Below are 22,004 nucleotides of genomic sequence, written 5' to 3'. Positions count from 1 at the left end.
GGTCTCGACGGCGCCGATGGGTGTCGGCGAGACGGGGACGAGAAAGTGGGGATCAGTGGAACTGCGCGGCTTCGGTGGAGCCGGCGAGGGCGAGCGTCGCGCTGTCGGGGTTGAGCGCGGTGGAGATGACGTCGAAGTAGCCGGTGCCCGCCTCGCGCTGGTGTTTGGTGGCGGTGTACCCGTCTGCTTCCGCGGCGAACTCGGCTTCCTGCAGCTCGACATAGGCGCTCATGGCGCGATCGGCGTAGCCGCGGGCGAGGTCGAACATCGAGTAGTTCAGGGCGTGGAAGCCGGCCAGGGTGATGAACTGGAACTTGTAGCCCAGGTCGGCCAGCTCCTGCTGGAACGTCGCGATCTCGGCGTCCGACAGGTGCTTCTTCCAGTTGAAGCTCGGCGAGCAGTTGTAGGCCAGGAGCTTGCCGGGGAACTCGGCGTGGATCGCCGCGGCGAAGTTGCGGGCGAGCTCGATGTCCGGCTCTCCCGTCTCGACCCACAGCAGGTCCGCGTAGGGGGCGAAGGCGAGTCCGCGGCTGATGACCGACTCGATGCCCGGGCGGATCCGGTAGAACCCTTCCGTGGTGCGCTCGCCGGTGGTGAACTGCTGGTCCCGCTCGTCGACGTCGCTGGTGAGCAGGTCGGCGGCGAGGGCATCCGTGCGGGCGATGATGACGGTCGGCACTCCCGCCACGTCGGCCGCGAGGCGAGCGGCGTTCAGGGTGCGGATGTGCTGCTGCGTGGGCACGAGCACTTTGCCGCCGAGGTGGCCGCACTTCTTCTCGCTGGCCAGCTGGTCTTCCCAGTGGATGCCCGCGGCACCGGACTGGATGAGCGACTGCGCGAGCTCGTAGGCGTTCAGCGGTCCGCCGAAACCAGCCTCCGCGTCGGCGACGATCGGGGCGAGCCAGTCCTGTGTGGTCTCGCCTTCGGCGTGCTCCAGCTGGTCCTGGCGGATGAGGGCGTTGTTGATGCGACGCACGACGGCCGGCACGGAGTTGGCGGGGTACAGCGACTGGTCAGGGTACGTCTGACCGGCGAGGTTGCCGTCGGCGGCGACCTGCCATCCGGAGAGATAGATGGCCTTCAGTCCCGCCCGCACCTGCTGCACGGCCTGGCCCCCGGTGTACGCGCCGAGCGCCCGGACGTAGTCCTCGGTGTGCAGGAGGTTCCAGAGGTTGTCGGCGCCGCGGTGGGCGAGCGTGGCCTCTTCGCGGACCGAGCCGCGGATGCGGATGACGTCTTCTGCCGAGTAGGTGCGCTCGACGCCGTCCCAGCGCGGGTCGGTGTCCCAGATCTCCTGGAGCTCGGCGGCCGTCTGAACCTGGTCGCCGGCTCGCAGACCGGCGGGGCGGGGCGTCGGGGTGTGGGCGGTGTTCGTCATGGTGTCTCCTCGGTGGATCCGGCGGCTGTGCCGGTGTGGCGTGGTTCCACTGTGCGTGAAGTTCGGAAGCCCCAGCGACCGATCTGGGAGAGAAGATCGGACGAAATTCTGTTTCTGTGACAGAATCGGCCGCATGAGCACCATCGACGCTGCAGAAGAGACCGACGCCCTCACGATCGGCCGGCGCATCCGCCAGCTCCGTACGGCGAAGGGGATGACCCTCGACGACCTGGCCTCCGCCGTCGATCGGGCGCCCAGTCAGATGTCGATGATCGAGACCGGCAAGCGCGAGCCCAAGCTCACGCAGCTGCAGGCGATCGCCCGCGTGCTCGGGGTCACGATCGATGCGCTGCTGGAAGGTGAGCCGCTCGATGAGCGCAGCGCGGTCGAGATCGCCCTCGAGCGGGCGATGAAGGGCCAGACGTTCCAGGCGCTGGGCATCGAGCCGTTCCGTATCGCGAAGAGCCTGCCGACGGATGCTCTGAAGGCCCTGCTCGCCCTGCACGGCGAGATCGATCGGCTCAAGGATGAGCGGGCCGCGACGCCGGAGGAGGCGAGGCGGGCCAACGTCGAGCTGCGGCACCTCATGCGGCGACAGGACAACCACTTCGCCGATCTCGAGGCGAAGGCCGCCGAGATCCTGGCCGCGGTCGGCCATCCGGGCGGTCCTCTGACGCAGCGCACGGCGTCCGAGATCGCGGCGCATCTGGGCTTCACCCTGCACTACGCCCCCGACCTGCCGCAGACCACGCGCAGTGTCGCGGACCTCGCGAACGGCCGGCTCTACCTGTCGAGCAGCGTGCCAGCGAAGGGCGATGCCCGCACCGCGGTGCTGCAGGCGCTCTCGAGTCGCATCCTCGGACACTCCGAACCGCGCAGCTATGCCGAGTTCCTGCGGCAGCGCGTGGAGACCAACTACCTCACCGGTGCCCTCCTCATCCCGGAGGCGCATGTCGTCCCCGCCCTGATGGACGCCAAGCAGCGCAAGGCGATCTCGATCGAGGACCTGCGCGATGCCTACTCGGTGTCGTACGAGACGGCGGCGCACCGCTTCACGAACCTCGCCACACGACACCTCGACATCCCCGTGCACTTCCTCAAGGTGCACGAGTCGGGCACGATCACCAAGGCGTACGAGAACGACGACGTGAACTTCCCGACCGACCGCCTCGGGGCCATCGAAGGCCAGATGTGCTGCCGCCGGTGGACCTCGCGCGTGGTGTTCGATGAGGATGACCGCTTCAACCCGTACTACCAGTACACCGACACCGGCAACGGCACGTACTGGTGCACGGCGCGGGTCGAGTCCTCGAGCGAGGGGCTGCACTCGGTGAGCGTCGGGGTGCGCTTCGACGACACGAAGTGGTTCGTAGGGCGCGACACCTCGCACCGCGGCGTCTCGAAGCACTCGGTCGAGGTGTGCTGCCGGCGGGCACCTGCCGACCTGGAGGATCGCTGGCGCGAGAACTCCTGGCCCAACGTGAAGACTCCGCGCACGCTGCTGGCGACACTGCCGACCGGGGCCTTCCCCGGCGTCGACACGACAGACGTGTACGAGTTCCTGGAGGCGCACGCCCCTCGCTGAGTGCGGAACCCCGCTCTACTGTTCGTCAAAAGTTAGTTTGATCTTGCTTAGTCAATCTTGACTATGTTACTTTCATCGAGCCATCAATGACGAACGGCCGAGAAGGGACCCTCATGGCTACTTCCTCTGCGGAAACCCGATTCCGCATCACTGCCACCCTGACGTGCGTTCTCGCCGCCACGCTGACGCTCGGAGCATGCTCCGCGCAGACGCCAGGCGGCGATACCGCCCCCACGAGTGCGAGCGACACCGACGCCTGCAAGCGGAATCAGGATGCCGGCACCATCACCTACATCTCCGGCTACGGCTACTCCGCCAGCGCCGGTCAGCTCGACGTGTTCCTCGCCGAGGAGCTGGGCTACTTCGACGATCTCTGCCTGGATGTGGAGATCAACGCCTCCGGGGCGAACGGGCAGCAGCTCGTCGCCTCCGGTCAGGCGCAGTTCACCGCCCTCGGCTCCGCATCCGATGTGATGCTGGCCGCGGCGAACAGCAAGAACCTCACGGCGGTCGCCACCTACGGCACCACCCCGCCGTTCTCCATCTTCGGCAACGAGAGGCTCGAGAGCCTCAAGGACCTCGAGGGCGGATCGCTCGGTTACTTCATCAATCTGACCCCGATCGCCTCGGCCATGCTCGATGAGGCCGGTGTCGACGTCTCGAAGGTCGAGATGGTCAAGATGACCAACTACGACCCGACCGTCGTGGTGCGTGAGCAGGTCGATGCGATCGTCGGCTACGCCTCCAACCAGCCGCAGTCGCTCAAGGCGCAGGGACTGCCGTTCAGCGAGTTCCTCCCCTCCGACCTCGGCGTCGAGGGCACCTACAACGTGATGGAGGTCAACTCCCGGTTCCTCGACGAGCACCGTGAGGTCGCCGCCGACTTCATGCGCGCGAGCCTCAAGGCGCTGCAGTACTGCCTGGACGAGTCGGATGCCTGCATCGACAAGCTCGCGAAGCTGGCCGAGGACAACAACCAGGGCGCCGCTTTCCCGCGCGACCAGCTGGCCCGCACGTGGGAGGTCGAGTCCGCGTGGGTGCGTGAGAGCGCCGGCGGCAACCCCGGCGTGCAGAACGAATCCATGTGGGAGCCGGAGTACGCCCTCGTGAAGAAGTACGGCGACGTCAAGAACCTGCCGGCGATCGCCGACATGATGGACGCCGACCTGGTCGCCGACCTCTACGACGGTGACACCCTCACATGGCCGGCGAAGTGATGTCGGTCGCACAGGGAGCAGGCGTCGAGGTCAGGAACGTCTCGAAGTCCTTCGGGGCGGACGGCGCCAAGGTCACGGTGCTCGACGATGTGAGCCTCACGATCGGCATGGGCGAGTTCGTGTCGGTGATCGGCCCCAGCGGCTGCGGCAAGTCCACGCTGCTCAAGGTCGTCGCCGGTCTCCTCGACGCCGACTCCGGCACCGTCACGATCGACGGCGAGAGCGTCACCGCGGCCTCGCGCGACAAGAAGATCGGCCTCGTGCCGCAGTCGCCCGCGCTGCTGCCGTGGAAGACCGTGCGCGAGAACGTCGAGCTGCCGGTGCGCATCAACGCCAAGGCGAACTCCGGACGCGCACTGCGCGATCCCGCCGAGCTCTTGGCGACCTTCGGACTCGGACAGGCGATGAAGAAGTACCCCGGCCAGCTCTCCGGCGGCATGCAGCAGCGTGCCGCGATCGCCAGGGCGTTCGTGTTCGACCCGGCCATCATGCTGATGGACGAGCCGTTCTCGGCCCTCGACGAGATGAACCGCGACCTGCAGCGCATCGCCCTGCTGGAGTTCTGGCAGTCCAACCGCAAGGCCGTCATGTTCGTCACGCACTCGGTGCCGGAGGCGATCATGCTCTCCGACCGCATCGTGGTGATGGCAGCCCACCCGGGGCGCATCGCTCAGGTGATCGATGTGAACCTGCCGCGGCCGCGCGACGAGCAGTCGTATGCCACGGAGGAGTTCCGCGAGATGGAAGCAGTCGTGCGCGATGCGCTGCGCGCGCAGACGGAGAAGGCCCATGTCTGAGCTGACGATGAGAGACACCACCGCGACCCTCGCGACCGCCCGCCTGAAGGCCCAGCCGCGCCGTGGCATCCCGCCGTGGCTGCGCTGGGGATCCTGGGGACCCACCCTCATCACCTTCGTGATCGCCGCGCTGCTGTGGCAGGTCGTGGCCTGGACCAACCCGTACGTGCTCCCGACGCTGGAGGCGATCGGCACGAGCCTCGTCGACGATGCCGGCATGTACTGGTCGAACTTCCTCGTCACCTTGCTCGAGGTCGTGGTCGGCGCCTCCGCCGGCATCCTGGCCGGCTTCCTGCTGGCCGTGATCATGGCCGAGTTCCAGATCATCGAGCGGGCCGTGATGCCGCTCGTGATCATCGTGATGGTGACCCCGATCGTGGCGATCGCCCCGGCGCTGGTGGTCGCCTTCGGCTTCGGCATGGTGCCGAAGTTCATCGTGACCGGGCTCGTGGTCTTCTTCCCGATGCTCGTGAACTCGCTGGCGGGTCTGCGCGATGTCGACCAGAAGGCGCTCGACGTCTTCAAGACGCTGCACGCCTCGCGGTGGGAGATCTTCCGCGAGCTGCGCTTCCCCGGCAGCATGCCCTACGTGTTCGCAGGGCTCCGCATCGCCCTGCCGCTCGCGGTGGTCGGCGCGGCGGTCGCCGAGTTCGTCGCGGCGGGACAGCAGGCCGGTCTCGGCTCGCTCGTCACGACCTCTGCGGCGCAGGCGAACCTCGCCGTCACCTGGGCCAGCATCGCCCTGCTGTGCCTGCTCGGCGTGCTCCTGATCATCGTCCTCGCCCTGGTGCGCAAGCGCGTGCTCTGGTGGAGCGACGGCGAGGTCACGGCCAAGGGCTGACGCGGCACCCTCATCCCGGGACGGGCGCCCCCACCCGTCCCGGGGTTCCTCCGGCGTGCCCGGAACCACCCCAGAACACCCAGAACCACCCACAAGGAAGGCACCCGCACATGACCGATCAGAACTCCGTCAAGCCGCTGCGTCTCGGCCTCTTCGAGAACGCGCAGGCGAACGACTCCGGCACCGCGACCTGGCGGCACCCCGACAACGGGCGCTACCTGTTCGACAAGCTCGAGTACTGGCGCGACACCGCGCGCATGGTCGAGGACGCCGGGTTCGACTTCCTTTTCCTCGCGGATGCCTGGGGCTGGGCCGACGTCGCGGGCGAACGCCCCGACATCTGCTCGGTCGAGGGTCTCGACCTGCCGCGGCTCGACCCCGCGATCATCCTCGCAGCCCTCATCCCCGAGACCACGCGGCTGGGACTCGTCGCCACCGGATCGACGCTGCTCGAGCCGCCCTACTCCTTCGCCCGTCGGATGGCGACGCTGGACATCCTCTCCGGCGGTCGCATCGGCTGGAACGTGGTCACCACCGGAACCGCCGACACCGCCGTGCAGGGCTTCGGCGTGCCCATGGTCGGACACGACGAGCGCTACCTCATGGCCGACGACTTCATGCAGGTCGTCTACAAGCTCTGGGAGCAGGCGTGGGAGGAAGGCGCCCTGGAGCGGGACAAGTCCGGCCGCTTCGCCGACCCCTCCAAGGTGCACCGCATCGCACACGACGGCCCGTACTTCCGCTCGCACGGCTACGGGAACACCTCGCGCTCGCCGCAGGGCACGCCGGTGCTGTTCCAGGCCGGCGCGTCGCCCGCAGGCCGCGAGTTCGGCGGCAAGCACGGCGAGGCGATCTTCGTCGGCAGCGGCTCGGTCGAGCAGCTGCGCGCGCACTCCTCCGCGATCCGCGAGGAGGCCGTCAAGAACGGCCGCGCGGCCGACGAGGTGAAGATCATGTCGGCCTTCGCCGCGATCGTCGGCAGCACGGAGGAGGAGGCGCGAGGCAAGTACGCCGAGGTGGCCGACGCGCAGAACCCCGACGTCACGGTGGCCTCCTACGCCTGGTTCACCGGGCTGGACCTCTCGGCCTACGCGCCCCACACGCCGATGTCGGAGCTCAGCACCGAGCTCTCGCAGACGCAGGTCGCCCGCTTCGCCGACAAGACCGTCGGTGACGTGCTCGGCGACTGGCATGCGCACGGCGTCGGCGCCCGCCCGATCGTGGGGACCCCGGAGCAGGTGGCGGACCGGATGATCGAGCTCGCCGACGGCGCCGACCTCGACGGATTCCTGTTCGCCCCCGTCATCCCGCCGGCATCGACCGTCGACTTCATCGAGCACGTGCTGCCGATCCTCAAGGAGCGCGGGGCGATCGTGGAGCCCTCATCGGAGCCGCAGTCGCTGCGCGAGCGCCTGATCGGCACGCCGACGCCGGCGCTCGCCGACTCGCACACGGGCTCGCAGTACCGGCGGACGATGTCGCGTGTCTGACACCCTCACCGGTGTCGCCGTGGTGGGGAGCGCGAACCTCGATCTCGTGGTCGAGGTCTCGCGCCCCCCGCTCGTCGGCGAGACCCTGTTGGGCCGGGCCGGTGGTCGCTTCTCCGGAGGCAAGGGCCTCAATCAGGCCGTCGCCTGCGCACGCAGTGGGGCACCGACCCGGTTCTGCGCCGTCGTCGGAGCGGATGAGGCGGCCGATGTGCTGCAGCAGACCTTGGTCGATGCCGGAGTGGCGGCGGCCGTGCGCCGCAGCGCCGTCGCTCCGACCGGCGTCGCCCACGTGCTGGCGTTCGAGGATGGCGACAACAGCATCATCGTCGCGGCCGGCGCGAACGCAGAGCTCGACGCAGACGACGCCGTCGCCGGCATCGAGGGAGCCGCGGTCGTGCTCGCTCAGCTGGAGGTACCCGTCGCGAGCGTGGCCGCCGCACTGCGCGCGGGGCGAGCGGCGGGCGCGCTGACGATCCTCAACGCGGCTCCCGCACACGTCGCGACGATCGAGATGCTCGGCGACGTCGACGTGCTGGTCGTGAACGAGACGGAGTGCGCCGAGCTCGGCGGCATCGACCGGTTGCATGCAGCCGGAGCGCGGATCATCGTGCTCACGCAGGGCGCCGGGGGAGTGACCCTGCACCGCACGGGCGAACAGCCCTTGCACATCGATGCGTTCCGGATCGATCCGGTGGACACGACAGGTGCCGGCGATGCCTTCTGCGGTGCGCTGGCCGCAGCGCTCTCCCAGGAGGAGAGGATCGAGCAGGCGCTGGTCCGAGCCTGCGCCGCCGGAGCCGTGGTTGCTCAGCATCGCGGAGCGACCACGTCGGAGCTTTCGCCCGCGTCGATCGCAGCGCTCGTCCTGTCGCGCTGAGGTCAGTTCGAGGGTGCGGCGTCGGCCGGCGCTGCGCCCTCGACCGTCTCACCGGCGAAGGTGTACTCACCGCCGCGCAGGCGCTCCAGCAGATCGAGCAGCCACTGCTTCTCTGCCGTGAGGCGCGCTGTGGAGAGGTCGAAGATCTCCCGCACGTACTTCGGCGTCGTCTCGGAGCGCAAGGTGTCCTGCACGTCGAAGCCGTTCTGCGTGATGATCGCGTCGCTCTTGATGAGACGATGCTCGAGGCCGGCGATCACCTCCTGCCGGCTGAGGACGAACATGAACGAGGCCACGGTCATGATGGCCTGGGTGTCGAAGGCCGCCACGTTCCAGAGGTTCTCGCGCAGCATCCGCTGCAGTTCCACCTCGCCGGCTGGCGTGATGCGGTAGGTCGTGCGAGCGGGGCGCTTCCCCTCGGCCTCGGTGCCGCTCTCGGCGATGTAGCCGTCGACCTCGAGGGCGCGCAGCGCGTTGTAGATCGATCCGGGCTGGATGTGCGCCCATTCGTCGACGTGCCAGGTCATGAGCTCTCGGCGGAGGAAGTACCCGTGCACGGGCTGGAACTGCTTCACGGCGCCGAGGACGACGAGGCGGGTGGTCGACATGCCCCTCATGCTAACGGCTGGCATCACAGATTCCTGTTGTTTGCATGATCAAAATTGCCTATTATCAAAACTAGTCAAAGTTGACTAACGAAAGGAAGCCGAAATGACGACTGCCGTGACCGACGCCCTGCCGCGCGACCTCGCCCTCCGCCGGGCCTTCTCGGTGTACCCGACCGGCGTCGTGGCTCTCGCCGCGCACGTCGATGACCGCGCCGTCGGGATGGCGGTCAACTCCTTCACCTCGATCTCGCTCGAACCCGCGCTCGTCGCGATCAGCGCGGCGCGCACGTCGAAGACCTGGCCTGTACTGCGCACGGTTCCGGAACTCGGCATGAGCGTGCTCGCCGCGCACCATGAGCCGCTCAGCCGCTCGCTCTCAGCGCGAGAGGGCGACCGTTTCGGTGGTCACGAGTGGAAGCGCACCGACGGTGGTGCGGTGCTGATCTCCGACGCGGCACTCTGGCTCACCTGCCGCCTGCACAGCACCTTCGACGGCGGCGATCACGAGATCGCGCTGTACGAGATCGCCGACATCACCCTGTTCGACGACGTCGAGCCGCTGGTCTTCCATCAGAGCCGCTATCGCGCCATCGCCGCCCCCGAGAGCGCGTGAGCACTGCGCCGCTCGGGACGATCGCCGGAGTGGTCGTCCCGGGCGACGGTCGCGGCCGAGGCCTCGGTTTCCCCACGGCGAACCTGGCGCTCGACGGCGCGGAGGCGCCCGGCGACGGCATCTACGCGGCCTGGACGCGGATCGACGATGATCCGCAGCCGTGGGCGGCGAGTGTCAGCGTCGGGACGAACCCGACGTTCGCCGGCGACCGCGAGCGACGGGTCGAGGTGCACCTGCATGATGCCGATCTCGATCTGTACGGCCGCCGCCTGTTCGTGACCCTCGTCGCGCGACTCCGCCCGACGCTGCAGTTCGACGGCGTCGATGCGTTGATCGCGCAGACCGCGGACGACGTCGCCCGTTGCCGCGCCTTCCTCGCCTTCTCGCCGGCCTCACCCTGACCTCGCGCCGCCTCCGACGACCGGAACGGCTCATCCGGGCGCCACCGACTGACCCGCCTCAGTCGCGGGCCGTCTGCAGGATCGTCCAGAGCTCGGCGCGGGCGGGGAAGGTCGACAGGTCGATGTCGAGCAGTGCGCCGGCGTGGGCGATGCGCGAGCGCAGCGTGTGCCGGTGCACCCCGAGCGCGACCGCGGCGGACTCCGCCTTCGCATCGTGCTCCAGCCAGGTGCGCAATGACCGCTCGAGATCGGCTCCCGTGCGGGCATCGTGCTCGCGCACCGGAGCGAGGCGGGACTCGGCGACCAGCCGGGCCTCGTCGGTCGCGAGTGCGGTGAGGATGCTCGATCCCACGGTGTCGGCGTAGCGGGCGACCCCGTGCGTGCCCTGCTGACGAAGGGCCGTGAGCGCCTGCGCGTGGGCGCGGGCGAAGGAGTCGTAGGCCTCGGAATCAGAGACGCCGATGCGGATGCCGAAGCGTGCGGCGACCTCGTCGAGCAGGCCTTCATCGCCGGCCGACACGCACATCGTGACGCCGTCTTCGGACTCGGCGAGGAAGATTGAGGTGCCGTGCTCGGCGCGGTGGCGCTCCCACCAGTCCGCGAGCGGGCCCGCCGGTGCGTCGGCGGCGACGGCCACCAGCACGGGAGCCGGAGGGAGACTGCCCAGAACCCTCCTGGCGAGGGCGGGATCGTCGGTGAGGAGCGATCCGAGCAGCTGGGCGTGCAGGCGTCGGCGGCTGCGGGCGAGCTGCTCGCTCTGCTCCAGCGCGAGCCCTGCCATGGCGATCACCGAGGTCACGACCGACCGTGCTTCGGAGTCGAGGCTGTCGGTGGCCAGGGCGATCACGCCGCGCAGGTGCCCGCCGCGACCGACCGTGAACAGCATGAACGAGTGCTCCTCGATGCTGAGCGACTGCCCCGCCTCGAGTCCGCGGGTCAGGATCTCCACCACGCGGTCTCCGACCTCGTCGAGCACGCCGGCATCGATGCCCTCGCGTGGGTGCGAGAAGGTCGGGGCGCCTGCGGCGTCGAACATCCCGGCCCACACGCCCAGCCGGCGTCCGAGCTCGGCGATGGTCGCATCGAGGCCGTGCGGACGAAGGGCCGCGAGCGCGAGGGCGCGCTGGGTGTCCAGAGCCCAGGATCGTCGGGCGTAGGCCTGGGCCGCGATGGCTTCGGAGTGCGCGCGGGCGACGGCGATGAATGGCGTGCGGTACGGGACCGCGAACAGCGGCATGCCGTGGGTGGCGCACGCGTCGACCAGCTCTTCGGGGATGCCGGAGCGATGCACCTCGGTGCCGAATCCGAGGCCGATCACCCCGCGGTCGGCGAGCCGTCCGACATAGGTGTCGATGCTCACGGCGTCGTCGAACTGGGTTCCGGTGGTCAGCAGCGCCAGATCCTCGGAGAGGAACGGGGTCGGATCGGCGAGGTCCGAGCTGTGCACCCAGCGCAGGGGGCGGTCGAGCGCGCCTTCGGGGACGTCGGCTTCACGGGGGATCAGGGAGAGGCCGAGATCGCGGCGCTGCAGCAGCGCGCGCAGCGTCGGTTGGGCGATGACGGGCACGGCACCCTCGTCTCTTGTACACCTCGGCGAATACCTATTCCAGATTGTACAGAGCGGTGAGTGCAGCCGCCTCTCTCGCAGCCGTACGCTCGCGAGCATGGCACTCCTCGACACCGCAGCTGTTGCAGTTCCCCTCGGCGGACCCGAGCTCCCTCAGGAGCGTCGTCTGGTCACCGAACTCCCCGGGCCCCGCTCGGCCGAGATCCTGGCACGCAAGGCGGATGCCGTCGCCGCCGGTGTCGGCCACACCGTGCCCGTCGCGACCGTCGCCGCCGGTGGCGGAGTCGTCGTCGACGCGGACGGGAACTCGCTCATCGACCTCGGATCGGGCATCGCCGTGACCACGGTGGGCAACGCGCACCCGAAGGTCGCCGCCGCCGTCGCCGCACAGGCCGCGCAGTTCACGCACACCTGCTTCATGATCTCGCCGTACGAGTCGTACATCGAGGTGGCCGAGGCGCTCAACCGGGTCACCCCCGGTGACTTCGCCAAGAAGAGCGCACTGTTCAACTCGGGCGCCGAAGCGGTCGAGAACGCGATCAAGATCGCGCGCAAGCACACCGGTCGCCAGGCGGTCGTCGCCTTCGACCACGGCTACCACGGCCGCACGAACCTGACCATGGCGCTGACCGCCAAGTCGATGCCCTACAAGAGCGGCTTCGGTCCTTTCGCTCCCGAGGTGTACCGCGCCCCGATGTCGTACCCGTTCCGCGACGGCCTCGACGGACGCGAGGCAGCCGCCCGTGTCATCCTGCAGCTCGAGAAGCAGATCGGCGCCGAGAACCTGGCCGCGGTCATCATCGAGCCCATCCAGGGCGAGGGCGGCTTCATCGTCCCGGCCGACGGCTTCCTGCCCGCGATCGTCGACTGGTGCCGCGCGAACGGCGTCGTCTTCATCGCCGACGAGGTGCAGACTGGCTTCGCCCGCACCGGACACATGTTCGCGAGCGAGATCTTCGGCATCGAGCCCGACCTGATCACCACCGCCAAGGGCATCGCCGGCGGTCTTCCGCTGGCCGCGGTGACCGGCCGCGCCGAGATCATGGACGCCTCGCACTCCGGCGGCCTCGGCGGCACGTACGGCGGCAACCCGATCGCCTGCGCGGCAGCTCTCGCCGCGATCGACGTGTTCGAGAACGACGGTGTGATCGAGCGGGCACGCGAGATCGGTACGATCCTCACCGACCGTCTCACCGCGATGCAGAAGAACGACCCCCGCGTCGGGGATGTCCGCGGGCACGGTGCGATGATCGCGGCCGAGTTCGTCGACCCCGAGACCAAGGCGCCGAATGCCGCTCTCACCGCTGCCGTCGCGAAGGCGTGCATCGCACAGGGCGTCATCGTCCTCACCTGCGGAACGTACGGCAACGTCATCCGCTTCCTTCCTCCGCTCTCGATCGGCGACGACCTGCTGAACGAGGGACTCGACATCGTGGCCGCCGCCCTGGCCGCCGCCGAATAGCATGCAGGCCGCGCTCCCGCGCGGCCTGACCCCCTGTCCGGTCGCGACCCCAATCGGGGGATTTCGGGTCGCGACCGGCACTACTTCACCCAACGAAGGAGTTGCAGATGTCTGAGATCACCCGCGACGTACTCATCATCGGTGCCGGAGCCGCAGGGCTCACGGCGGCGAACGACCTGCGCAAGGCCGGCCTGTCGGTCGCCGTGCTGGAGGCCCGCGACCGCGTCGGCGGGCGCCTGTGGACCGACGTCATCGACGGCGCCATGCTCGAGATCGGCGGCCAGTGGGTCTCGCCCGATCAGGATGCTCTCAAGGAGACGATCGAAGAGCTCGGGCTCGAGACCTACAGCCGCTACCGCGAGGGCGACAGCGTCTACGTCGGCCCCGACGGGAAGACGCACCGCTTCACCGGCGAGATGTTCCCCGTCTCCGCCGAGACCGAGGCCGTGATCGCACGGATCACCGGGATCCTCGACGCGCTGGTCGCCGAGATCGACCCCGACCGGCCGTGGGAGCACCCGAACGCCGCGGAGTGGGACTCCATCACCTGGGACGCCTGGCTGCGCTCGCAGACCGACGACGACGAGGCCGTGCGGAACCTGGCCTTCGCCACGGGCTCCGCGATGCTCACCAAGCCCACGCACTCGTTCTCGCTGCTGCAGTCGCTGCTGATGGCCGCATCCGCCGGTTCCTACTCGAACCTCGTCGACGCCGACTTCATCCTCGACAAGCGCGTGGTCGGGGGTCTGCAGCAGGTTCCGCTGCGCCTGGCCGAGCGCCTGGGTCAGGACGTGCTGCTGAACCAGCCGGTGCGCAGCCTCGAGTGGTCGGACGCCGGCGTCGTGGCCACCACCGACGAGCTCACCGTGCGCGCTCGCCACGCGATCCTCGCGCACGCTCCCGTGCTGTACAGCCGTATCTCGTTCGACCCGCCGCTGCCGCGTCGCCAGCATCAGCTGCACCAGCACCTCTCGATGGGCTTCGTCATCAAGGTGCACGCCGTCTACGACCGTCCGTTCTGGCGCGAGCAGGGCCTCAGCGGCACCGCGTTCAGCCCCTACGAGCTCTCGCACGAGGCCTACGACAACACCAACCACGGCGACGAGCGCGGCACCCTGGTGGGCTTCGTGTCCGACGCCAACGCCGACGGCGTGTTCGAGCTGTCGGCCGAGGAGCGCAAGGAGCGGATCCTCGAGTCGCTGTCGCACTACTACGGCCCCGAGGCCAAGAACCCCGTCGTCTACTACGAGAGCGACTGGGGCAGCGAGGAGTGGACGCGCGGCGCCTACGCCGCCAGCTTCGACATGGGCGGCCTGCACCGCTACGGCGCCGACCTTCGCACGGCCGTCGGTCCGATCCACTTCGCCTGCAGCGACATGGCCGGTGCCGGATACCAGCACGTCGACGGCGCGATCCGCATGGGACACCTCGTCGCCTCCAACATCGTCGACGCCAGTCGCGACGCCGGCGCTGTCGAGAGCGGCAGCTGATGACCGGCTCGGTCGTCGTGGGCTACACGGCGACGGATGCGGGAGCGGATGCCGCAGCGCTGGGCGCGCGTATCGCCCGAAGCCTCGGGGCCACCGTGCACCTGGTGATCGTGCTGCCGAACGAGGGCACGCGCAACGCCGCGGTCCCGCCGGAGCGTGCCTACGAGGAGCACATCAGGTCGCAGGCGAAGAAGTGGCTCGCCGACGCCGTCGTCCGGCTGCCGCAGGAGCTGACCCGCAGCGGTCACGTCCGCTTCTCCGAATCGTTCGCCGAGGGGCTCATCGCCGCCGGTGAGGAGTTCGGAGCCCGCGTGATCGTGATCGGCGCCGCGGGCGGCGGCATCTTCGGTCGGCACCGACTCGGAAGCGTCGCGTCGGAGCTGCTGCACTCGTCCACCATCCCGGTGGCGCTGGCTCCCGCCGGCACCGCCCTGCAGGACGATCACGTCCTCCCGCGCGTCACGGTCGCCGTCGGCTCCCGGCCGGGAGCCGACGCGCTGCTCGACGAGGCGGTCGCCCTCGCCGGTGACAGCGGAGTCGATCTCCGACTCGTCTCGCTCGTGCCGTTCGATGTGCCGCCCGGGCTCGACACCGGCGCGATCCGCACGGTCGGTGACACCCACGGGCAGGAAGTCCTCGCGATGGCGACCGAGAAGCTTCCGGACGGACGCACCGCTGCCGTCGAGAAGGCTCCGGGAGACAGCGTCGAAGACGCGGTCGCGAACCTCTCGTGGCTTCCCGGTGAGGTCGTCCTGGTCGGCTCCAGCCGGCTGGCACAGCCTCGTCGTCTGTTCCTGGGCTCCACGGCGGCGAAGATGCTGCACGAGCTGCCCGTCCCCATGATCGTCGTCCCGCGCACCCGCAACGAAGCAGGAGAACGCTGATGAGCAGCACCAACCGGGCGACGGAGCCCGAATCCGGTGTCACGACCGGGATCTCCACCAAGGGCCTGAGCGCCGGAACGGTCGGCCTCATCGGCGCGGTCGTGATCGGCATCTCGTGCATCGCGCCCGCCTACACGTTCACCGCCGCTGTGGGGCCTGTGGCCTCCACGGTCGGGTCGCAAATTCCCGCGATCATCCTGGTGGGCTTCATCCCCATGCTCCTGGTCGCCTTCGGGTACCGAGAGCTCAACAACCGGATGCCCGACTCCGGCACCTCGTTCACCTGGGCCGCACGCGCCTTCGGTCCGTGGGTCGGCTGGATGGCCGGCTGGGGCCTGGTGGTCGCAACGATCCTGGTCCTGTCCAACCTCGCCGGCATCGCGGTCGACTTCCTGTTCCTGCTGATCTCCCAGATCACCGGCAACCCGGACATCGCCGGCCTCGCGAGCGTCACCTGGATCAACATCGGGGTGTGCCTGCTGTTCATGCTCGGCGCGACGTGGATCTCCTATCGCGACATGCAGACGACCCAGAAGCTGCAGTACTGGCTCGTCAGCTTCCAGATCCTCGTGCTGCTCTTCTTCGCAGGCGCGGCGATCGTGCAGGCCGTGAGCGGTAACGGCTTCGACTACCAGCCGTTCGATCTGAACTGGTTCAACCCGTTCGCGATCTCGTCCTTCAGCGCGGTCGCTGCAGGACTGTCGCTGTCGATCTTCATCTTCTGGGGCTGGGACGTCACCCTCACCATGAACGAGGAGACCAAGGATCCGGAGAAGACCCCGGGTCGCGCGGCCACCGTCACGGTGCTGATGATCGTCTCGCTCTACCTGCTGCTCGCCGTCGCCATGATCATGTTCGCCGGTGTCGGCACCGGCGCGCTGGGTCTCGGCAACGAGGACATCCAGGAGAACGTGTTCTTCCACCTCTCCGGCCCGATCCTCGGCCCGCTCGCGTTCCTCGTGTCGCTCGCGGTGCTCACCAGCTCGGCATCGTCGCTGCAGTCCACCTTCGTGGGACCGGCGCGCACCCTGCTGGCGATGGGGCACTACGGTGCACTGCCCAAGTCGTTCGCGAAGGTCAGCCCCCGCTTCTTCACCCCGGGGTACGCGACCATCGTCTCGGCCGTGGTGGCCTCGGCGTTCTACGCCGTGATGCGCATCGTGAGCGAGGACACGCTGTGGGACACCATCCTCACGCTCGGCATGATGATCTGCTTCTACTACGGGATCACCGCCTTCGCGTGCGTCTGGTACTTCCGCAAGCAGTGGTTCGACTCGGCGCGGAACGTCTTCTTCACGTTCCTGTTCCCGCTCATCGGCGGCTCGATCCTCGCGGTGCTGTTCTTCACCACGCTGATCGACTCGATGGACCCGGCCTACGGCTCGGGCTCGCAGATCGGCGGGGTCGGCATCGTCTTCATCCTCGGCATGCTGATCATCGTCGTCGGCATCGTCGTCATGATCTGGAACGCGGTCCGACGGCCCGCATTCTTCCGCGGACAGACACTGGGCATCGACGCACCGCCCAGCCGACGCAAGCGCTCCTAGCCCTCCCCACAGAAAGAGAATCATGAGCACTCAGACCGAACAGGCGCTCCTGGACAGCATCCCCACCGGCCTCTTCATCGGCGGTCAGTGGATCGACGGCGAGACCGGCGGCACCTTCGACGTCCAGGATCCCGCGACCGGTGCCGTCATCCGCACCATCGCCGATGCGACGCCCGCCGACGGCATCCGTGCCCTCGACGCCGCGGTCGCCGCTCAGGACGGCTGGGCGGCCACGGCTCCGCGCGTGCGCAGCGAGATCCTCCGTCGTGCGTTCGACCTCGTGCAGGAGCACAAGGAAGACCTGGCACTGCTCATGACGCTCGAGATGGGCAAGCCGCTCGCCGAGGCGCGTGGCGAGGTCGGCTACGGCGGCGAGTTCCTGCGCTGGTTCAGCGAGGAGGCTGTGCGCATCAGCGGTCGCTACGGGATCAACCCGGAAGGCACCGGCCACATGGTCGTCTCGCAGCGCCCGGTGGGACCGTCGTTCTTCGTGACGCCGTGGAACTTCCCGTTCGCGATGGCAACGCGCAAGATCGCCCCCGCCCTCGCGGCCGGGTGCACCGTCGTGATCAAGCCCCCGGCACTCACGCCGTTGACCACGATGTACTTCACGAAGCTGCTCGAAGAGGCCGGCCTCCCCGCCGGCGTCGTCAACGTCGTGCAGACCTCGAAGTCGAGCGCGCTGTCGGCGCCGATCATCGCCGACCCGCGTCTGCGCAAGCTCTCCTTCACGGGCTCGACCGAGGTCGGCCGCAAGCTCATCGCCCAGGCGGCGCAGGGCGTGCTGCGCGTGTCGATGGAGCTCGGCGGCAACGCGCCGTTCGTGGTGTTCGACGACGCCGACCTCGACAAGGCCGTGGAGGGCGCGCTCGCCGCGAAGTTCCGCAACATCGGCCAGGCCTGCACGGCGGCCAACCGCTTCATCGTGCACAAGGACGTCGCGGGCGAGTTCGCCAAGCGCGTGACCGAGCGCGTCAACGGCATGAAGATCGGCCGTGGCACCGAGGACGGCGTGGCGATCGGACCGCTCATCGATGCGGACGCCGTCGCCAAGGCCGGCGAGCTGGTCGACGATGCGGTCGGTCGCGGTGCGACGCTGCTCGCCGGTGGCAAGGCCCTCGAGGGCACGGGCACGTTCTACGAGCCCACCGTGCTCACCGACGTCGTCGCCGGAAGCGCGATCCTCCGCGAGGAGATCTTCGGACCGGTGCTCGCGATCGCGACCTTCGAGACCGAGGAAGAGGCCGTGCGTCTCGCGAACGACACCGAGTACGGACTGGTGTCCTACGTCTTCACCGAGAACCTGCAGCGCGGTCAGCGGATGATCGACGGGCTCGAGACGGGCATGATGGGTCTGAACGTGGGCGTGGTCTCCAATGCGGCCGCACCCTTCGGTGGCGTCAAGCAGTCCGGCGTCGGACGCGAGGGCGGCTTCGAGGGCATCCACGAGTACCTGTCCACCAAGTACACGCTGATCCCGGTCTCCTGAATTCCGATGCGGGGCCCGCGTCGTCGGGCCCCGCACCACCAAAGAGAGGACAAGTCATGACCGACTACGCCGTCATCAACCCCGCCACCGGAGAGACGCTGGCGTCCTTCGACACCTTCACGGACGCCCAGATCGACGAGGCGCTCGCCGCGGCCGACGAGGCCCACCGCGAGTGGTCGCGCTCGTCGACGGTCGCCGAACGCGCGGCTCTCGTCCGTCGTGCCGCAGAGCTGCACCGCGAGCGCCGTGAAGAGCTCGCCGACATCTTCGTGCGCGAGATGGGCAAGCCCCGCGAGGCCGCCCTCGGCGAGGTCGACTTCGCGGCCGACATCGCCGAGTACTACGCCGACCAGGCGGAGTCGATCATGGCCGACCAGCCGATCGCGATCCTGGGGGAGGGGTCGGCCATCATCCGCCGTTCCTCGCTCGGCCCGCTCGTGGGCATCATGCCCTGGAACTTCCCCGCGTATCAGATCGTGCGCTTCGCGGCTCCCAACCTGATCGTGGGCAACACGATCCTGCTCAAGCCCGCACCGCAGTGCCCGGAGTCGTCGAGCGCGATCGAGAAGATCTATCAGGACGCCGGCTTCCCGAAGGGCGCGTACCAGAACGTGCTCGCCACGAACGAGCAGATCGCGACGATGATCGCCGACCCGCGCGTGCAGGGCGTCTCGCTGACCGGTTCGGAGCGCGCCGGCGCGGCGGTCGCCGAGATCGCCGGCCGCAACCTCAAGAAGGTCGCGCTGGAGCTGGGAGGCTCCGACCCGTTCATCGTGCTCTCCACCGACGACCTCGACGCGACCGTGCAGGCCGGCGTCGACGCCCGTCTCGACAACAACGGGCAGGCGTGCAACGGGGCCAAGCGCTTCATCGTCGTCGACGAGCTCTACGACGCCTTCGTCGAGAAGTTCACGGCCGCGATGGCGGCGGTCACGGCGACCGACCCCATGCTCGATGACACGGTCCTCGGGCCGGTCGCGTCCGAGACGGCCGCGGTCAACCTGCAGAAGCAGATCGATCAGGCTGTCGAGCAGGGCGCCACGCTGCTCACCGGTGGCACCCGCGACGGCGCGTTCTTCGCTCCGACCGTGCTGGCCGATGTGACGCCCGAGATGAACGTGTACAGCGAGGAGCTCTTCGGTCCCGCGGCTGTCGTCTACCGCGTGGCGGATGAGGATGCGGCGGTCGAACTCGCGAACGACACCACCTTCGGTCTCGGCTCTTACGTCTTCACCAAGGATGCCGAGCAGGCCGCGCGCGTCGCCGACAAGATCGAGGCGGGCATGGTCTACGTCAACCTCGTGCTGGCCGACAGCCCGGAGCTGCCGTTCGGTGGCGTGAAGCGCAGTGGAACCGCCCGTGAGCTGGGTCACCTGGCCGCCGACGAGTTCGTGAACAAGAAGCTCATCCGCATCGGCTGAGCGTACGACGAACGGCCCCTCGCACAGCGCGAGGGGCCGTTCGCGTGCCCGCCTCGTATCGCGTGACGGATGCCCTGTCGGTGAGGACACCGAGTGGGAGACAATGGCGACATGAGCGCGCACACCGACCCCATCGAGATGCTGACCTCCGACCGGAGCTGGGAGCTGCTCGGCACGCAGGAACTGGGAAGACTCGTCACCCATGTGGGCGAGACGATCGACATCTTCCCGGTGAACTACGTGGTCGACGGCGAAGGCATCCTGTTCCGCACAGCGCCCGGCAGCAAGCTGTTCGAGCTGACCGTCAACACCGATGTGCTGTTCGAGGTCGACGACCACACCGACACCGATGCCTGGAGCGTGATCATCCGCGGGTATGCCACGGCGCTGGAGTCGGATGCCGACGTGCAGCGGGCGGAGACCGCGGGGCTTCGTCCGTGGATCCCCACCGTCAAGCGGGTGTACGTGCGCATCGCCCCCACGTCGGTCTCGGGACGGGCGTTCCGTCGCAGTGCCGAGCCGGAGCTCGACGGTCCTCAGGAGTACTGACCGACCCTCCGCGGCGGGCCAGGACGAGCCTCGCCCCCCGGACCCGGGCGTAGGGTCGAAGCATGGCAAACGTCGCTGAGAACATCGTCAAGACTCTGCACGCCAACGGGATCGACCGGGTCTACGGCATCCCGGGAGACTCGCTGAACGGCTTCACGGACGCGCTGCGCAAGGACGGCACGATCCGATGGGTGCACGTGCGGCATGAGGAGTCCGCGGCCTTCGCCGCCGCAGCCGATGCCGCCACGACCGGGGAGCTCGCCGTCGTCGCCGGATCCTGCGGGCCCGGCAACCTGCACCTGATCAACGGCCTGTACGACGCCAACCGCTCGCGCGTTCCCGTGCTCGCGATCGCCGCGCACATCCCCACCACCGAGATCGGCACCGGGTACTTCCAGGAGACGCATCCGCAGGAGCTCTTCCGCGAGTGCAGCGTCTACGTCGAGTACGTCGCCGACCCGAAGCAGATGCCGCGACTGATGGAGATCGCGATGCGCGCCGCGATCGAGGAGCGCGGCGTCGCCGTGCTGGTGATCCCCGGCGATGTCGCCCTGGCCGACATCGCCGACGACCGGGCCGTCGTGATCGAGCGCGCTCGCCCGGTGGTCGTGCCGAGCGCGCCCGAGCTGGAGAAGGCTGCGACGCTGCTGAACGCGGCGAAGAACGTCACGATCCTCGCCGGAGCGGGCGTCGAAGGCGCGCATGACGAGGTGATCGCGCTCGCCGACAAGCTGGGCGCGCCGATCGTGCACGCGCTGCGCGGCAAGGAGTTCATCGAGTACGACAACCCCTTCGACGTCGGGATGACGGGGCTCCTCGGTTTCGCCTCGGGCTTCCGAGCGATGGAGGCGGCCGATGCGCTCCTGGTGCTGGGCAGCGACTTCCCGTACGAGCAGTTCTACCCGGACAACGCCACGACCATCCAGGTCGACATCCGCGGCGCTCAGCTCGGCAAGCGGCATCCGCTCGATCTGGGGCTGGTCGGTGACGTGCGCGCCACGTCCGAGGCGCTGCTGCCGCGGGTGGCGCGGAAGGAAGACCGCACGCACCTCGACGACGCCACGGCCCACTACCGCAAGACCCGCAAGAAGCTCGACGAGCTGGCGGTGCCGACCAAGGGCGATCGCCCCATCCACCCGCAGTACCTCGCGCGTCTGCTGGACGAGCACGCGGCCGATGACGCGATCTTCACCGCCGACGTGGGCTCGCCCACCGTGTGGGCCGCCCGCTACCTGTCGATGACCGAGAACCGTCGCCTGATCGGCTCCTTCACCCACGGCTCCATGGCCAACGCGCTCATGCACGGCATCGGGGCGCAGGCCGCGCATCCCGACCGTCAGGTGGTCGCACTGGCCGGAGACGGAGGTCTCTCGATGATGCTCGGTGAATTGCTCACCCTGACGCAGAACCGACTGCCCGTGAAGACGATCGTGGTCAACAACTCGTCGCTGAACTTCGTCGAACTCGAGATGAAGGCGGCCGGATTCGTCACCTACGGGACGGGGCTGGAGAACCCCAGCTTCGCCGCGATCGCCGAGGCGATGGGGATCTTCGCGCGCCGCGTGGAGCGCAGCGAGGACCTCCCCGACGCCGTGCGCGAGGTGCTTGCCCACGACGGCCCCGCGCTGCTGGATGTGGTGACCGAGCGCCAGGAGCTCTCCATGCCGCCCGCGATCGAGGCCGCCCAGGTCAAGGGCTTCGCGCTCTACGCGATCCGCACGGTCATGTCCGGGCGCGGCGACGAGCTCCTCGACCTCGCGAAGGCGAACTGGCGTCAGCTGTTCTGAG

19 protein-coding genes are annotated in these 22,004 nt (G+C 68.8%); 16 read left to right on the top strand and 3 right to left on the bottom strand.

The annotated features are described in order from the left end of the window. Window positions 1-52 precede the first annotated feature (52 nt). Window positions 53-1,378: an isocitrate lyase gene (gene aceA, locus ASC55_RS07465; RefSeq protein WP_017829168.1), complete on the bottom strand. Its 1,326-nt coding sequence runs from the start codon at window positions 1,376-1,378 to the stop codon at window positions 53-55. A 133-nt stretch (window positions 1,379-1,511) separates the two neighbouring features. On the opposite strand from aceA, the gene ASC55_RS07460 reads away from it, so the two are divergent. The 6 genes from ASC55_RS07460 (at window position 1,512) to ASC55_RS07435 (ending at window position 8,185) form a co-directional block, all read left to right on the top strand. Then, window positions 1,512-2,963, top strand: coding sequence for a helix-turn-helix domain-containing protein (locus ASC55_RS07460; RefSeq protein ID WP_055874108.1), 1,452 nt, complete (start codon window positions 1,512-1,514; stop codon window positions 2,961-2,963). A 113-nt stretch (window positions 2,964-3,076) separates the two neighbouring features. Further along, the gene (locus tag ASC55_RS07455) at window positions 3,077-4,180 is read left to right on the top strand and encodes an ABC transporter substrate-binding protein (protein ID WP_235562452.1); all 1,104 of its coding nucleotides are present in this window, start codon (window positions 3,077-3,079) and stop codon (window positions 4,178-4,180) included. After that, window positions 4,165-4,977 carry an ABC transporter ATP-binding protein gene (locus ASC55_RS07450; RefSeq protein ID WP_235562451.1) on the top strand — a complete coding sequence of 271 codons (813 nt, stop codon included), beginning with the start codon at window positions 4,165-4,167 and terminating at the stop codon, window positions 4,975-4,977. The genes ASC55_RS07455 and ASC55_RS07450 overlap by 16 nt, the downstream gene beginning before the upstream one ends. Beyond that, the gene (locus tag ASC55_RS07445; protein ID WP_055865526.1) at window positions 4,970-5,818 is read left to right on the top strand and encodes an ABC transporter permease; all 849 of its coding nucleotides are present in this window, start codon (window positions 4,970-4,972) and stop codon (window positions 5,816-5,818) included. The genes ASC55_RS07450 and ASC55_RS07445 overlap by 8 nt, the downstream gene beginning before the upstream one ends. A 110-nt stretch (window positions 5,819-5,928) precedes the next feature. Further along, window positions 5,929-7,308 (top strand): NtaA/DmoA family FMN-dependent monooxygenase, encoded by a 1,380-nt coding sequence (locus tag ASC55_RS07440; protein WP_055874105.1) that lies wholly within the window; start codon window positions 5,929-5,931, stop codon window positions 7,306-7,308. Continuing rightward, entirely contained in the window at window positions 7,301-8,185 is an 885-nt protein-coding gene (locus tag ASC55_RS07435; protein ID WP_055874102.1) for a ribokinase, read from the top strand. Before ASC55_RS07440 ends, ASC55_RS07435 begins: the two co-directional genes overlap by 8 nt. Before the next feature lie 2 nt (window positions 8,186-8,187). On the opposite strand, the gene ASC55_RS07430 is transcribed toward ASC55_RS07435, so the two are convergent. Beyond that, entirely contained in the window at window positions 8,188-8,793 is a 606-nt protein-coding gene (locus tag ASC55_RS07430; protein ID WP_055865521.1) for a PadR family transcriptional regulator, read from the bottom strand. 103 nt (window positions 8,794-8,896) lie between these two features. On the opposite strand from ASC55_RS07430, the gene ASC55_RS07425 reads away from it, so the two are divergent. Further along, window positions 8,897-9,406 (top strand): flavin reductase family protein, encoded by a 510-nt coding sequence (locus ASC55_RS07425; protein ID WP_055874099.1) that lies wholly within the window; start codon window positions 8,897-8,899, stop codon window positions 9,404-9,406. Next, window positions 9,403-9,807: a riboflavin kinase gene (locus ASC55_RS07420; RefSeq protein WP_055874096.1), complete on the top strand. Its 405-nt coding sequence runs from the start codon at window positions 9,403-9,405 to the stop codon at window positions 9,805-9,807. Before ASC55_RS07425 ends, ASC55_RS07420 begins: the two co-directional genes overlap by 4 nt. A 58-nt stretch (window positions 9,808-9,865) precedes the next feature. Here the strand turns inward: ASC55_RS07420 and ASC55_RS07415 are convergent, their stop codons facing one another. Then, entirely contained in the window at window positions 9,866-11,374 is a 1,509-nt protein-coding gene (locus ASC55_RS07415) for a PucR family transcriptional regulator (protein WP_055874094.1), read from the bottom strand. 97 nt (window positions 11,375-11,471) lie between these two features. On the opposite strand from ASC55_RS07415, the gene gabT reads away from it, so the two are divergent. The 8 genes from gabT (at window position 11,472) to poxB (ending at window position 22,003) form a co-directional block, all read left to right on the top strand. Next, a complete protein-coding gene (gene gabT / locus ASC55_RS07410; RefSeq protein ID WP_055865498.1) occupies window positions 11,472-12,836 on the top strand; it encodes a 4-aminobutyrate--2-oxoglutarate transaminase in 1,365 nt (454 codons plus the stop codon). A gap of 107 nt (window positions 12,837-12,943) precedes the next feature. Continuing rightward, the gene (locus tag ASC55_RS07405) at window positions 12,944-14,326 is read left to right on the top strand and encodes a flavin monoamine oxidase family protein (RefSeq protein WP_017829156.1); all 1,383 of its coding nucleotides are present in this window, start codon (window positions 12,944-12,946) and stop codon (window positions 14,324-14,326) included. Beyond that, window positions 14,326-15,210, top strand: coding sequence for a universal stress protein (locus ASC55_RS07400; protein WP_017829155.1), 885 nt, complete (start codon window positions 14,326-14,328; stop codon window positions 15,208-15,210). Before ASC55_RS07405 ends, ASC55_RS07400 begins: the two co-directional genes overlap by 1 nt. Then, a complete protein-coding gene (locus ASC55_RS07395) occupies window positions 15,210-16,757 on the top strand; it encodes an APC family permease (RefSeq protein WP_017829154.1) in 1,548 nt (515 codons plus the stop codon). The genes ASC55_RS07400 and ASC55_RS07395 overlap by 1 nt, the downstream gene beginning before the upstream one ends. A 22-nt stretch (window positions 16,758-16,779) precedes the next feature. Continuing rightward, window positions 16,780-18,246 (top strand): NAD-dependent succinate-semialdehyde dehydrogenase, encoded by a 1,467-nt coding sequence (locus ASC55_RS07390; protein ID WP_017829153.1) that lies wholly within the window; start codon window positions 16,780-16,782, stop codon window positions 18,244-18,246. A gap of 56 nt (window positions 18,247-18,302) precedes the next feature. After that, window positions 18,303-19,667 carry an NAD-dependent succinate-semialdehyde dehydrogenase gene (locus ASC55_RS07385; RefSeq protein ID WP_055874091.1) on the top strand — a complete coding sequence of 455 codons (1,365 nt, stop codon included), beginning with the start codon at window positions 18,303-18,305 and terminating at the stop codon, window positions 19,665-19,667. A gap of 111 nt (window positions 19,668-19,778) precedes the next feature. Continuing rightward, a complete protein-coding gene (locus tag ASC55_RS07380; RefSeq protein WP_055866816.1) occupies window positions 19,779-20,216 on the top strand; it encodes a pyridoxamine 5'-phosphate oxidase family protein in 438 nt (145 codons plus the stop codon). A gap of 62 nt (window positions 20,217-20,278) precedes the next feature. Beyond that, the gene (poxB, locus tag ASC55_RS07375; protein ID WP_017829150.1) at window positions 20,279-22,003 is read left to right on the top strand and encodes a ubiquinone-dependent pyruvate dehydrogenase; all 1,725 of its coding nucleotides are present in this window, start codon (window positions 20,279-20,281) and stop codon (window positions 22,001-22,003) included. The last annotated feature ends 1 nt before the right edge of the window (window position 22,004 follow it).

This window comes from Microbacterium sp. Root322 (genome assembly GCF_001425645.1).
Lineage (GTDB): Bacteria > Actinomycetota > Actinomycetes > Actinomycetales > Microbacteriaceae > Microbacterium > Microbacterium maritypicum.
Note: the sequence above shows the minus strand (reverse complement) of the source record. Positions and strands in the feature narration are given on the sequence as shown.

Excerpts from the sequence above, each read along its gene's own strand:
- aceA (WP_017829168.1), bottom strand. The coding sequence starts at position 1,378 with ATGACGAACACCGCCCACACCCCGACGCCCCGCCCCGCCGGTCTGCGA.
- ASC55_RS07460 (WP_055874108.1), top strand. The coding sequence starts at position 1,512 with ATGAGCACCATCGACGCTGCAGAAGAGACCGACGCCCTCACGATCGGC.
- ASC55_RS07455 (WP_235562452.1), top strand. The coding sequence starts at position 3,077 with ATGGCTACTTCCTCTGCGGAAACCCGATTCCGCATCACTGCCACCCTG.
- ASC55_RS07450 (WP_235562451.1), top strand. The coding sequence starts at position 4,165 with ATGGCCGGCGAAGTGATGTCGGTCGCACAGGGAGCAGGCGTCGAGGTC.
- ASC55_RS07445 (WP_055865526.1), top strand. The coding sequence starts at position 4,970 with ATGTCTGAGCTGACGATGAGAGACACCACCGCGACCCTCGCGACCGCC.
- ASC55_RS07440 (WP_055874105.1), top strand. The coding sequence starts at position 5,929 with ATGACCGATCAGAACTCCGTCAAGCCGCTGCGTCTCGGCCTCTTCGAG.
- ASC55_RS07430 (WP_055865521.1), bottom strand. The coding sequence starts at position 8,793 with ATGTCGACCACCCGCCTCGTCGTCCTCGGCGCCGTGAAGCAGTTCCAG.
- ASC55_RS07425 (WP_055874099.1), top strand. The coding sequence starts at position 8,897 with ATGACGACTGCCGTGACCGACGCCCTGCCGCGCGACCTCGCCCTCCGC.
- gabT (WP_055865498.1), top strand. The coding sequence starts at position 11,472 with ATGGCACTCCTCGACACCGCAGCTGTTGCAGTTCCCCTCGGCGGACCC.
- ASC55_RS07405 (WP_017829156.1), top strand. The coding sequence starts at position 12,944 with ATGTCTGAGATCACCCGCGACGTACTCATCATCGGTGCCGGAGCCGCA.
- ASC55_RS07400 (WP_017829155.1), top strand. The coding sequence starts at position 14,326 with ATGACCGGCTCGGTCGTCGTGGGCTACACGGCGACGGATGCGGGAGCG.
- ASC55_RS07395 (WP_017829154.1), top strand. The coding sequence starts at position 15,210 with ATGAGCAGCACCAACCGGGCGACGGAGCCCGAATCCGGTGTCACGACC.
- ASC55_RS07390 (WP_017829153.1), top strand. The coding sequence starts at position 16,780 with ATGAGCACTCAGACCGAACAGGCGCTCCTGGACAGCATCCCCACCGGC.
- ASC55_RS07385 (WP_055874091.1), top strand. The coding sequence starts at position 18,303 with ATGACCGACTACGCCGTCATCAACCCCGCCACCGGAGAGACGCTGGCG.
- ASC55_RS07380 (WP_055866816.1), top strand. The coding sequence starts at position 19,779 with ATGAGCGCGCACACCGACCCCATCGAGATGCTGACCTCCGACCGGAGC.
- poxB (WP_017829150.1), top strand. The coding sequence starts at position 20,279 with ATGGCAAACGTCGCTGAGAACATCGTCAAGACTCTGCACGCCAACGGG.